The sequence below is a fragment of the Tardiphaga sp. 285_C5_N1_2 genome (assembly GCF_052076065.1).
GTDB classification, from domain to species: domain Bacteria; phylum Pseudomonadota; class Alphaproteobacteria; order Rhizobiales; family Xanthobacteraceae; genus Tardiphaga; species Tardiphaga robiniae.
The window spans coordinates 1,253,713-1,266,291 of record NZ_CP197241.1 but is presented as its reverse complement, the minus strand read 5'-3'; the positions used below and the strand labels follow the sequence as shown (position 1 = coordinate 1,266,291).

Here is a 12,579-nt window from a genome sequence, read left to right as displayed (position 1 = left end):
CGATGGCCGACGCGCCCATCCTCACAGCATCCGGCCTGTCGCTGACCATTGGCCAGGCCACGCTCCTCAATCACGTCGATCTCGCCATCACCAGCGGCGAGATGGTTGCCATCGTCGGTCCCAACGGCGCCGGCAAGTCGACGCTGCTGCGGCTGCTATCCGCCGATCTGCGTGCGTCGCGCGGCGCCATCACGCTGAAAGGCCGCGACCTCCACGCCTGGTCGCCCGCCGAACTGGCGATGCGGCGTGCGATGCTGTCGCAACATGTCAGTGTGAGCTTTCCATTCACGGTCGAGGAAGTCGTGCAGATGGGTCGGGGCAACCTGCCGCTGGCTTCTGCGCAAGCGCTCGTCGATGCCGCCATCGATGAAGTGGGCCTTGGCGACTTCCGTCATCGCGAATTGCCGACGCTTTCCGGCGGCGAGCAACAGCGCGCGCATTTCGCGCGCATCCTCGTACAGCTCGCCTGCGGTGAGGCGGCGCATGGCGCCGGCATCCTGCTGCTCGACGAGCCCACATCATCGCTCGATCTGCGCCATCAGATCGAACTCGTCGAAATTTCGCGGCAGCGTGCGCGCAACGGCACGGCCGTGATCGCAGTGCTGCACGATCTCAATCTCGCGGTTCGGTTTGCGGATCGCATCATCGTAATGCGCAACGGCGCCGTTGCAGCGGAAGGAACGCCTGCGGAAACGATCACGAGCGATGTGATCCGCCGCGTGTTCGATATCGACGTCGTCGTTGCACGAACGGACGATGGCGCGCCCTATCTGCTGCCGCAGATGATGCAACAGATTGCAAACTCAACTTCCGTAGCGGGTTAACTGCAGTTCTGCCGGCACATCATCCTGCGCAGGCATGTAATTTGCGTGAGTAACATTGTTGCTCACGGGAACTCACTTTTATCTGAACCCCTGATGAACTCACGCATTGCCCTCCTGTCGCAACCAAACCACGGAGGCTCCCCCATGGGTTATGCACACAGGTCGACAGCGCTGGTGGTCGAGAACGACGAAGCACAACGCACACTGGTCAGCCTGCTGCTCGAAGAGAGCGAGATGAACGTCATCGAATGCGAAAGCGCGGAGGCCGCCGTGCTGGTGCTGGAGGAATCCGGTGACAATGTTGCGATGGTCTTCACGGACGTGGAACTCGCGGGCATGATGGACGGCATCGAGCTCGCTTATCTCGCCAAACAACGATACCCCGATATGCATGTGATCGTGACCTCAGGTGCGCCTCGCGTGCGTCGGCTGCCCGACGGCACACTGTTCATGGCCAAGCCATGGAGCCCGATCGATCTGCTCCGCGCCGCACAACAATCGTTTCACTGATACAGGTCAAATCGGTCCGCGCGGACCGGCGGATGCCGCCCGCGTGGGACCGTCTTGCATTGCTGCAGCGCAACGCCGATAATTCGGCGATCACACCTGCAGCAGCAAGGGTTTCATGCCGTTCGACCTCCTCATTCGCAACGCCACGCTTCCCGACGGCCGCACGGGCCAGGATATCGCCATAGAAGGGGGCCGCATCGTCGCGGTTCAGCCCAATCTGGCGGGAGAGGCCGGACGTGCGATCGATGCCGCCGGGCATCTGGTCTCGCCGCCATTCGTCGACATCCACTTTCACATGGATGCGACGCTATCGCTCGGCCTGCCGCGGCTGAATGTGTCCGGCACCCTGCTCGAGGGCATTGCGCTGTGGGGCGAATTGAAGCCGCTGCTGACCTATGAGGCCCTGGTCGAACGCGCGCTGCGCTATTGCGACCTCGCGGTGGCACAGGGCCTGCTCGCGGTGCGTACCCATGTGGATATCTGCGACGACCGGCTGCTCGCTGTCGATGCGCTGCTCGACGTCAAGAAGCAGGTCGCGCCCTATCTCGACCTCGAACTGGTCGCGTTCCCGCAGGACGGCTATTTCCGCTCGCCGACGGCTGCTCAAAATCTCGCCCGTGCCCTCGACAAGGGCGTCAGCATTGTCGGCGGCATTCCGCATTTCGAGCGCACCATGGCCGATGGCGCCGCATCGGTGAAGGCGCTCTGCGAGATCGCCGCCGCGCGCGGACTGCGCGTTGACATGCATTGCGACGAGAGCGACGATCCGCTCTCGCGGCATATCGAGACGCTGGCTTACGAGACCCAGCGTCTGGGATTGCAGGGTCGCGTCGCCGGCTCGCATCTGACCTCGATGCATTCGATGGACAACTACTATGTCTCGAAGCTGCTGCCGCTGATCGCCGAAGCCGGCGTTGCCGCGATCGCGAATCCGCTGATCAATATCGTGCTGCAGGGCCGCCACGACAGCTACCCCAAGCGCCGCGGCCAGACCCGCGTGCCGGAGATGCGGCCCCATGGCATCACCGTCGCCTTCGGCCAGGATTGCTGCATGGATCCATGGTATTCGCTCGGCTCGGCGGACATGCTCGAAGTCGCGCATATGGGCCTGCATGTCGGGCAGATGACCAGCCGCGATGCGATGCGCTTTTGCTTCGACACCGTCACGACAAATCCCGCTGCCATCATGGGCCTCGAAGGTTACGGCCTCGATGTCGGCTGCAACGGCGACCTCGTACTGCTACAGGCATGCGACCCTATCGAGGCAATCCGGCTGAAGGCGACACGGCTCGCGGTCGTGCGCCGCGGCAAGGTGATCGCCGAAACGCCCGCGCGGATCGGCCGACTCGCACTCGACGGCCGCCCGGCATCGGTCGATCCGGCCGCTTACGCACCGCCGAGCTGATATATTCGACATCCTTTCCTCACATCGTCCGGCAGCATGACATCAGCCTCTCCCCATTCTCTGCGCGTTGCCGTTATCGGCGGCGGCGTGGCCGGCGCATTCGCCGGCATCATTCTGGCCAGACTGCCGCAGATCGGGCCGATCACCGTGCTGGATCGCGATGGCGCCTTCGGGCGCGGGCTTGCCTATTCCGCGAAAGCCAAGTGGCACCGCATCAACGTCCCAGCCTCAAAGATGGGCGGACTCGGCGCCGAAGATAACGGCTTCGTCGAATGGTTGACGGAGACGGGCCAGGCCAACTGGCCGGACTATTCAACCTCTTTCGTGCCCCGCCGGGTCTATGGCGACTACATCTCGACGAAGTTCAACGAATTGACGGGCAGCGGACGCGTGACGCCGCGGCAGGATGTGGCTCTGAGTGTGACGCGGCAGGGCGATGGCTATCGCGTTGCGACAGCATCGGGCGCGACCATCGACGCCGATCTGGTGTTCCTCTGTCTTGGCAACCAGCCGCCGTCGCCATTTCCCGGCATCGAGGCATCGCCGCGCTCGATCACCAATGTCTGGGCGCCGGGCGCGCTCGATCCGGTCGGCAAGGACGATCGCGTGCTGGTCATCGGCACTGGCGCCACCGCCGTCGATATGGTGATCGATCTCGTTCATCGCGGCATGCGCGCGCCCATCACGATGGTCTCGCGGCGCGGGTTGCTGCCACTAATCGACGTGCCGGCACAGACCGATCCCGATCCGATGAACTCATTCCCGGTGCCCACCGCGCGCGGCCTTCTGGCGGCATTGCTCAGGGACACCCGCCGCAAGGTGGCCGCGGGCGTTCCATGGCAGACGATGGTCGATACGTTTCGACTGTCGATCGGTGAACTCTACAGGAACGCCTCCGAAACCGAACGTGCCCGCTTTGCACGACACCTCCGTGCGATCTGGATGGTGCACCGGCATCGGCTGGCGCCCGACGTCGCCGAACTGCTGGAGCAGTTGCAACGAGACAAGCAGCTCGATGTGATCGCGGGTCGCATCACCAGTGCAGTTGCGACACCGTCGGGACATGACGTGACCATCCGCAAGCGCGGACACGGCGAGACGATCAACCTCGCCACCAACTGGATTCTGAACTGTACCGGCCCGGAAGAGCACTATGATCGCCTGGGCGATCCGCTCATCAAGTCGCTGCTCGCAACCGGGCAAGCGCGGACCGGCTTCAACGGCCTCGGCCTCGATGTCGCCCCAACCTGCGAACTGCGCGACAGTGCCGGTCATGTTCAGCCCGGCTTCTATGCCATCGGCCCGGCGACACGCGGCGCGTTCTGGGAAGTGACTGCGGCATCCAACATTCGGCGACAGTTGCTGGCGATTAAAGATGCGCTGGAGAATTCGCCGTCAACCGCGTCGTAGGATGGGTAGAGCGCAGCGAAACCCATCACTCACGCGCAGTCGATGGGTTTCACTCCGGCGCTTCGCGCCTTTCGCTCTACCCATCCTACCGGCTCAGCCCTTCCGCCACGGCACGATGGCGCGCTCCAGCGCGTCGAAGCCGGCATTCATCACGAAGCCGATGATCGCAATGACAAACAGGCCGACATACATGGTCTGGACGTCGAACAGCTCCCACGCATTCCAGATCATGTAACCGAGCCCCTGCTTGGCGCCGACCATCTCGGCGATGGCGATCAGCACCAGACCCATGCCGGCGCCGAGCTTGATGCCGGTCATGATCAGCGGCAATGCGCCGGGCAGCGCCACGGTGCGAAACATGTTGAAGCGGCTGGCGCCGAAATTGCGGCCGACATCGAGGAAGATCGGCGCGATCTGGCGCACGCCCGCTGCTGTATTGATCACCACCGGATAGAACACGCCGATCGCGACCATGGCGATCTTCGAGCTTTCACCGAGACCGAAAATCAGCAGGATCAGCGGCAACAAGGAGCTCTTCGGAATTGGATAGGTCGCCGAGATCAGCGGATCGAAGGCGGCCCGCACGGGGCGATAGAGCCCGATGGCAAGCCCGATCACGATGGCCGGCACGCAGCCGACGATAAAACCGGCAGCGAGGCGATAGAGGCTGGCTCCCACATGACGCCACAGCGCGCCGGAGGAAGCGAGTTCGAACAGATGCCCAATGATGTTAGAGGGCGCCGGAAAGAACCTGACATCCACGATGCCCGTGCGGGCGCAGATCTCCCACAGGCCGAGCAGCACCAGCGGCGACAGGATGCTGATGGCGCGGTCGCTCCACAGTGAACGGGTGCGAACCGAACTCATGCCTTGCTCCCCGGCTCGCGGCTGCGCGCGCGATCGACCTCTTCACGCAGCTGCGCCCAGATATCATAGACCAGCTCGCCATAGGCCGGCGTGTGCCGGAGTTCGACGACATTGCGCGGCCGCGGCAGATCCACTGGCACGATGGTCTTGAGGCGGCCGGGGCCAGCCGTCATCACCATGATGCGGTCGCCCAGCGTCACGGCTTCATCGACACTGTGGGTGATGAAGACCACGGTCTTGCGGGTCTCTTCCCAGATCCGCAACAGCTCTTCGTGCAGCAATGTCTTGTTCTGCTCGTCGAGCGCCGAGAACGGCTCGTCCATCAAGAGAATGTCGGGATCGTTGGCAAAGGCGCGCGCGATGGAGACGCGCTGGCGCATGCCGCCGGAGAGCTGATGCGGATAGAGCGTCCGCGCGCCATACATGCCGGTCTTGTTCAAATAATGCCCGACCACATCGTCGATGCGCGCCTTCGGAACATTGCGCATCGTCAGGCCATAGGCGGCGTTGTCCCATACGGTCATCCAGGGAAACAACGAGTCCCCCTGGAATACCATGGAATTCTGCGGATGGCCGGGCTCGGGATTGGCAATGTCGATCCGGCCTTCCGATGGCGCATCCAGTCCGGCAAGCATGCGCAGCAACGTCGTCTTGCCGCAGCCGCTTGGACCGACCACCACGAAGAAGGTGCTGGCCGGGATATCGAGCGTGATCCGGTCCAGCGCCAGTTGCGTATCGTGCCGCTTGGTGACGTCGCGCAGGCTGATCTTCGGCGCGGGCACCGGCCCGCTATCCCCGATTGCTGCTGTCGACATCTGCACCGTCATCGCCACACTTCTCTTCACCGTTTCACTTGGGCCGTGCGAACGGCCCCAGGACTGGCTTCAGTGCATCGACATAGGACATGTCGACGACCTTGGCTGCCTCGATGTCGCTGGTGACCAGCCCGCGCGACTTGAAATAAGCGAGATCGGTTTCGACGCTGGGAAGGTTGATCTGGCCGTCGGGATCGATGAACACCGGCACGATCTGATGCAGCAGCGCCGTGTCCTTGATGCCCGTCATCTCGGCAATGTCCTTGATCATGTCCTCGGCGCCGGGACCCGCGATCTTGCCGTCCTTCAGCGTCGCAGCATAGGCGCGCACGCCGCGCAGATAGGCCTTGAGGAACGCCGTCACTGTTTTGCGGTCTTCGGCAAACTTGCCATTGATCAGCAGCATGGCTGTCTGCTGCACCGGATAGAAATCATCGAGGCCGGTGAAGCGCACAGCGACATTGTTGCGCACCATCGCCGTCACGCCCGGCTCCGCCGAAATCGCCGCGTCGATCGCCTTGTTGGCGAAGGCGGTGAGATGCTGCGGGAACGGAAGGAAGACCTTTTCGATATCCTCGTCCTTCAAACCGGCCTTTTTCAGCGCCTGATTGATGACCGACTCATCGGCCGCGCCATTGGCGATGATCGCGACCTTCTTGCCCTTGAGATCCGCAAGCGACTTGAACGCACCTGACTCGATCAGATCCTTGCGCACCATCAGCGCCTTGTAGCTGTAACCGGCGATATTGGTGCCCTTGTCCGCCACCATCTTCAGCTTGAGACCGCGATTGACAGCATTATAGAGCCCGGCGGAGGCCGCGCCTGCCGATGCGTCGAGATCGCCTGCGCCGAGCGGGGCCACCATCTTGGCGCCAGAGTCGAACGGGATCAGTTCAACCTTGACACCCTCTTCCTTGAAGTAGCCGCGCTTCTCGGCGAGGAACAGACCGATATCCGACGACAGATTGGTCGTCCCCACCTTGACCGTCTTCATCTCCTGGGCGTTCGCAAGACCCAGCATCGACATCGCAACACCAGCGGCAACAAGCAGACGTTTCAGCATGATCGGTCCTCTTTATTTCGCATGAAGATGATACGGCAGAACGCACCGCAGCTCAGGGCAAACGTGGAAACAGACGCCTCGGATTGGTTTCAGTAATCAGTTCGATATCGGCAGCGGAAAAGCCCGCAGCGTTGACGCTGGCGAGCGGATCGCGATCCGCCGGCGGGAACGACGCATCGGTGCCGAGCGCCACGCGCTCGATGCCCACGGTGTCGGCGAGGAAACGTAACGCTTTCGGCGCATGAACGATGCTGTCATAGCCGATGCGCGAGGCGTAGACCGACGGGTCGCATTGCGCGACATCGCCCTGTCCCGCGCGATCCATCCGCGCATGCATCACATCGAAGCGACCCAGCAGATAAGGGAATGTGCCGCCGCCATGGCTGAGGACGATCGAGAGCGCCGGGAAGCGATCGAGCACACCCGAGAAGATGATCGAGCCGATGCCGAGCGTGGTATCGAATGTGTATTGGGCGATCTGCGTCAGGGCGAATTTTGCGGCGCGCGGCGCGGCATCCACCAGCACGGGATGCAGGATGACCGGCAGCCCCAAGGCTTCCGCCTTGGCCCAGAACAGATCGAGCGGCTTCTCGCCGATATTGACGCCTTCAACATTGGCCGGGACCATGACCGCAACAGCGCCAAGGCCAACGGCGCGATCGAGTTCAGCCGCGGCATCGGCGGCGTCGGCTAAAGGCACCGATGCGACAAAGGAAAAGCGGTCATTGTTCGTATGGCACCACTCGCCCAGCGTATCGTTGAGCATGCGGTGCCAATGCGCGCAGGCATCTTTCGCCAGACCGTAGCCGTAGATATCAGGCCATGTGGCGACGAGCTGCCGGTCGAGACCCTGGCGGTCGAGGCTGGCACGGCGTTGTTCAACCGGCTCGACCAGTTGCGGGAAGAACGGCCGAACCCTGAAACCATAATCGAAGCCGAGGGCCGGCGGCTTGCCATTCCCGGCTGGCAGCAGCCTCACGCCGCAATAGGCGCCGCGGCCATCGATCGCGGACAGCAGCTGCGGCGGCACATAATGGGCGTGGATATCGATCGGCACAATCGGTCCCTATGCAGCGTTGCTCGCGCGCTCGCGCGCGTCCTTGATGAGGCGCCACAGACGCGGCGGCGTCAGCGGCAGGTGATGAATCTCGACATTGAGCGGCGCCAGCGCTGCCGCCACCGCATTGGCCGTCGCTGCGGCCACAGCAACGATACCGCCCTCGCCCGCGCCCTTGGCACCCAGCGGGTTGCTCGGCGACGGCCGCAGCTCCAGCGTCACCGCGCGCAGCACCGGAAAGTCGCTCGCGGTCGGCACCAGATAATCCGCCAGAGAGGCGTTCAAGAGCTGTCCCTGATCGTCATAGATCAGATGATCGAGGAAAACGCCACCCAGTCCCTGCACGATGGCCCCGATCGCCTGTCCATGCACAATGGCCGGATTGATAGCACGACCAACATCTTCGACTGCGATGTAATCGAGAACTTTCACCGCGCCCGTGCGCGGATCGACCGTGACATGCGCCGCATGGGTGCCATAGCTGTAGGTGCGCACATCGTTGGCGAACGTGCCGTCAGCCTGCAATTCGCTACCGGCTGCGAGCGCCGCAAACGACACTGACGCGCCGTTATCGGCGACGACGTTCGCATTGATGATCTTCAACTCGCTGTTCGGCCTGCCCAGGTGATTGGACGCCTGCTGCAGGATCTTCTCGCGCAGCCGGGTGGCGGCATCGAGCACGGCCGAACCGCCCATCACCACCGCACGCGAATGATAGGTGCCAAAGCCCTCATCGAGCAGCGTGGTCGAGCCATGCAGCACACGGATGCGATCGAACGGGATCGACAGCGTATCCGACGCGATCTGGCCGAGCACCGTCTCCAATCCCTGCCCTAGCACCGATGAGCCAACGGCCACCGTCAGCGAGCCGTCCTTCTCAAGGGTGAGCGCTGCGTTTTCCTTCGGGCCGGCACCGCCGCTTTCGACGAAACAGCCGAGCCCGATGCCATGACGTACGCCATCGACCAGTTTACCCTGCAGGTGACGTTTCTCGTGCCAGCCGATCTCCTTCAAGGCGCGCTCGAACACCTCGACATAGTCGCCGGTGTCGTAGGATGTCGGCCCTTCATAGGGCACGAGCCCATCGATCGGATAAGGCAATTCCTGTTCGGTGATCAGGTTCTTGCGCCGGAATTCGGCGACGTCGATGCCGAGATCGGTCGCGACCATGTCGATCAGCCGCTCGCGAAAGAAATTCGCCTCGAAGCGGCCCGGCCCGCGATAGGTACCGACCGGCGTCTTGCTGGTCATGAAAGCTTCGACCGACACGCTGACATGGGGGATGCGATAGGGGCCGGGCAGAAATTGCGCCGCCTTGGCCGGGACCACGCCGCCATTGGTGCGGATATAGGCGCCCATATCGGCGAATACCCGGCCGCGCAAACCCAGTATCATTCCATCGCTGCGGCAGGCGAGCGACAATTCGCACGCGATATCGCGTGAGTGATTGATCGCCATCAGATGCTCGCGGCGATCCTCGATCCATTTGACCGGGCGTGCCAGTTTGCGGGCAGCGAAGGGGATCAGGAAATCCTCGGGATAGAATTCGCCGCGCACGCCGAAGCCGCCGCCGACATCGATCTCGATCAGATCGATATCATCCTCGCGAAGGCCCAGCATCTGCGCCAGCGCGCGGCGGTTATAGAACGTAACCTTTGTCGCGCCTGTGACGACGAGCCGACCGGCCGATGAATTCCATTCTGCGAGGAGGCCCCGCGTCTCCATGGGCAGCGCCGTATGGCGCTGCACGCTGAAGCGCTCGGTGCGCACATAGTCCGCCGACGCAAAGGCCGCATCGGCATCGCCAAACCCGGCATCGTAGCGCAGCGCAACGTTATCTTCGGCGAAGTCGAACAGCGGGGTTTCACTTGCGCCGCGCTCAGTGACTGCGGACAGCGCTTCAAACTCGATGCTGATCGTCTCCAGCGCGTCCTCGGCCAGTGCGCGGCTGTCGGCGACAACGACAGCGACGGGCTCGCCGACATAGCGCACCTTGTCGCTTGCGATGACAGGCTGGCGGAATGGCTCGAATTCGGGCAGCGGCGCCAGGCGAAGCGGAATGACGGGAATATCGCCCTTGATGTCGCGAGCCGTGATCACGGCGTGAATGCCCGGCATCACTAGTGCCGCCGATGCATCTATGGCGACAATCCGCGCATGGGCGATAGGGCTGCGCAGGATCGCCGCATGCAGCATCCCCTCAACGGCAAGATCGTCAGCGAAATAGCCGGATCCCGACAGGAAGCGCGCATCCTCCATGCGCTCGACCGCGCTGCCGACCAGGAGTTTGGCGACATCGCTCATTGCGCCGCCTCGCATTGCACGTCGCGATAGGCAATACGGGCTTCCATGATCGCTGCGATGATCGGCAGATAACCGGTGCAGCGACATAGGTTTCCGGAAATCACCTCGCGGATGCGATCCTCGTCCGCATGCGACTCATCGGTCAGCAACGCATGCGCCGTCGTGAGAATACCGGCAGTGCAGAAGCCGCACTGCAAAGCGTGATGCTTGCGGAACGCAAGCTGCAACGCACTGAGATGTGCGGCGCTGCCAAGACCCTCGACGGTGGTTATCTCGCGTCCTTCTGCCTGCGCCGCCAGCACCAGGCAGCCGCGCACCGCGGCACCATCGACGATGACCGTGCAGGCACCGCAGACCCCATGCTCGCAGCCCAGATGCGTGCCGGTCAGGTGCAGCTCGTTGCGCAGCGCATCCGCCAGCGTGGTCCGCAGCTCGACCGTAACGGTCGCCGCGGCACCGTTGACGGTGAAATGGACGGGACGGGCCGACGTCATGCAGCCTCCGGCAAGACAATATCGGCCGCACGCGCCAGCGCCCGCTCCAGCAACACGCCCAGAAGATCACGCCGATAAGCGGCTTCCGCGTGGATATCATCGGCGGGATCGACCGCATCCCGTGCGACAGCCGCGGCCTGCAAAATCACGTCGGCATCGATCCGGCGGCCATCGATGATCGCCTCGACACCGGGCAGCCGCATCGGACGATCGGCAACGCCGATCACCCCGATATGCGCATTATACGCCAGGCCCTGCGCGTCGATGTCGTAGAATGCGGCAACACCCGCCAGCGCAAAATCTCCGCGGCGGCGGGCGAATTCCTCGAAGGCCCAGCGCCGCGCCTTCTTCCAGACCGGGAGACGTATGCTGGTCAAGATTTCGTCGGCCTCCAGAACCGTACTGAGACCGCCGGTGATGAACTCGTCTGCGCTCACGATGCGGGTCCCGGTCGGCCCGACGATCGTCAGCATCGCGTCACAGGTTATCGCAATACCCGGCATTTCGGCGGCCGGATCGGCATGGGCCATGCTGCCACCGACGGTGCCGCGGTTACGGATCTGGTAATGCGCGACATGGGCGATGGCCGCCGCCAGTAGCGGATGCGCCTTTGCGAGCTGCGCATCGCGCTCGATGTCGCGCCAGGTCACGAGGGCCCCAATGTCGATGCCCTCAGCGGAAATACTGATACTTTTGAGATCTGGCAGCCGTCCGATATCGACCAGCACGCTTGGCGCCGCCAGCCGGAAAGCAAGCATCGGCATCAGGCTCTGCCCACCCGCGATCACCCTGGCATTGCCACCATGAGCCGCGAGCGCGGCAATCGCCTCGGGCAGCGTGGCAGGGCAAATATAGTCCAGCGGCGGAAGCTTCATGGGCTGATTTGCTACTTCTCAATTGCTGAGAACACTATCTTATCTTATAAGAAGGCACGCGCACGGCAATGTTTGTTGGTGCGCAAATGATATCCACATGCTGCCGTTTCCATTGGCAAGCATTACCGAATGGAGGTTCCGTTGGCCATCAAGAGAGCCGCAACTGCGTCGAAACGCGTCGACCAGACGGACCGTCCTGCTGCTGCAGATGGCAGTTCGCGAAAGATACTTCGCGCCTTGCTGGCCTTCTCCACCGATCGTCCGAGGCATTCCGCAGAAAGCCTGTCTGAACAGATCGGGGTGCCACTGTCGTCGACCTATCGGTACATTGGCATCTTGCGCGAAGCCGACCTCATCGACGAAGACGGCCGCGGCTCGTTCGTGCTCGCGCCGCGCGTGATCGGCCTTGCGCAGGCGGCCCGCGCCGGTACCGATCTCGCTTCCATTGCGCGCCCCTTCATGAAGCGCGTCTCTCAGGAAGTCGGAGAAACCATCATCTTGCTGCGCCGCTCGGCCGATCGCGCCGTATGTATCGAGCGCGCAGAATCGTCATCACGCATTCGCCTGACCTTCGAGGTCGGAACGGCCTTGCCGCTGCACCGCGGTGCAGGCCCGAAGATGCTGCTCGCGCATATGCCCGAAGCTGAATGCGAGACAATCCTCGACGACGCCGTTCGGCGCGATCCCGGCTTCGCACCACATCGCAGGCTGCTGGTGCGCGAGCTCGCCGTGATCCGCGAGCAGGGATGGTCGGAGTCGCGCGCGGAAATCACACCGCATGTTTATGCCGTCTCCGTTCCCGTCCGCGATTCCGGTGGCGTGATCGCCGCAATCTCTTTCGTGACGCCGGCATTCCGCACGCCGAAAGCCAGTCAGATCAGGTTGCGCGAGCATCTGCAGCACGCAGCCGCAGATATCAGCAGGGCCTACGCTGCCGTCAGCTTCTGACGGCCGC

12 protein-coding genes are annotated in these 12,579 nt (G+C 63.1%); 5 read left to right on the top strand and 7 right to left on the bottom strand.

Annotation, left to right across the window (positions count from 1 at the left end; genetic code table 11):
* Nucleotides 1-2: 2 nt before the first annotated feature.
* From AB7951_RS05985 to AB7951_RS05970, 4 genes are all read left to right on the top strand, one after another.
* On the top strand, nt 3-824 hold the full coding sequence (locus AB7951_RS05985; protein ID WP_120291909.1) for a heme ABC transporter ATP-binding protein: 822 nt from the start codon (nt 3-5) through the stop codon (nt 822-824).
* A gap of 144 nt (nt 825-968) precedes the next feature.
* Nucleotides 969-1,334, top strand: coding sequence for a response regulator (locus AB7951_RS05980; protein ID WP_089265330.1), 366 nt, complete (start codon nt 969-971; stop codon nt 1,332-1,334).
* A 115-nt stretch (nt 1,335-1,449) separates the two neighbouring features.
* Nucleotides 1,450-2,739 (top strand): amidohydrolase family protein, encoded by a 1,290-nt coding sequence (locus tag AB7951_RS05975; RefSeq protein WP_120291604.1) that lies wholly within the window; start codon nt 1,450-1,452, stop codon nt 2,737-2,739.
* 36 nt (nt 2,740-2,775) lie between these two features.
* Nucleotides 2,776-4,149, top strand: a complete 1,374-nt coding sequence (locus tag AB7951_RS05970) for an FAD/NAD(P)-binding protein (RefSeq protein ID WP_120291606.1) — start codon at nt 2,776-2,778, stop codon at nt 4,147-4,149.
* A gap of 93 nt (nt 4,150-4,242) precedes the next feature.
* On the opposite strand, the gene AB7951_RS05965 is transcribed toward AB7951_RS05970, so the two are convergent.
* From AB7951_RS05965 to AB7951_RS05935, 7 genes are read right to left on the bottom strand one after another with little or no spacing between them, the layout of a single operon-like run.
* On the bottom strand, nt 4,243-5,016 hold the full coding sequence (locus AB7951_RS05965) for an ABC transporter permease (protein WP_120291608.1): 774 nt from the start codon (nt 5,014-5,016) through the stop codon (nt 4,243-4,245).
* Complete coding sequence (locus AB7951_RS05960; protein ID WP_120291911.1) at nt 5,013-5,831, bottom strand: ABC transporter ATP-binding protein; 819 nt, start codon at nt 5,829-5,831, stop codon at nt 5,013-5,015. The genes AB7951_RS05965 and AB7951_RS05960 overlap by 4 nt, the downstream gene beginning before the upstream one ends.
* A 34-nt stretch (nt 5,832-5,865) precedes the next feature.
* Nucleotides 5,866-6,894 carry an ABC transporter substrate-binding protein gene (locus AB7951_RS05955; RefSeq protein ID WP_120291610.1) on the bottom strand — a complete coding sequence of 343 codons (1,029 nt, stop codon included), beginning with the start codon at nt 6,892-6,894 and terminating at the stop codon, nt 5,866-5,868.
* Between the two features lie 52 nt (nt 6,895-6,946).
* Nucleotides 6,947-7,951 (bottom strand): amidohydrolase family protein, encoded by a 1,005-nt coding sequence (locus AB7951_RS05950; protein WP_158596838.1) that lies wholly within the window; start codon nt 7,949-7,951, stop codon nt 6,947-6,949.
* Between the two features lie 9 nt (nt 7,952-7,960).
* Complete coding sequence (locus AB7951_RS05945; RefSeq protein WP_439061832.1) at nt 7,961-10,255, bottom strand: xanthine dehydrogenase family protein molybdopterin-binding subunit; 2,295 nt, start codon at nt 10,253-10,255, stop codon at nt 7,961-7,963.
* Nucleotides 10,252-10,749 carry a 2Fe-2S iron-sulfur cluster-binding protein gene (locus tag AB7951_RS05940; protein WP_441255714.1) on the bottom strand — a complete coding sequence of 166 codons (498 nt, stop codon included), beginning with the start codon at nt 10,747-10,749 and terminating at the stop codon, nt 10,252-10,254. Before AB7951_RS05940 ends, AB7951_RS05945 begins: the two co-directional genes overlap by 4 nt.
* Nucleotides 10,746-11,624, bottom strand: a complete 879-nt coding sequence (locus tag AB7951_RS05935) for an FAD binding domain-containing protein (RefSeq protein ID WP_120291616.1) — start codon at nt 11,622-11,624, stop codon at nt 10,746-10,748. The genes AB7951_RS05940 and AB7951_RS05935 overlap by 4 nt, the downstream gene beginning before the upstream one ends.
* Before the next feature lie 141 nt (nt 11,625-11,765).
* Here AB7951_RS05935 and AB7951_RS05930 point away from each other — a divergent pair, with 141 nt between their 5' ends.
* Nucleotides 11,766-12,572 carry an IclR family transcriptional regulator gene (locus AB7951_RS05930; RefSeq protein ID WP_158596840.1) on the top strand — a complete coding sequence of 269 codons (807 nt, stop codon included), beginning with the start codon at nt 11,766-11,768 and terminating at the stop codon, nt 12,570-12,572.
* Nucleotides 12,573-12,579 lie beyond the last annotated feature (7 nt).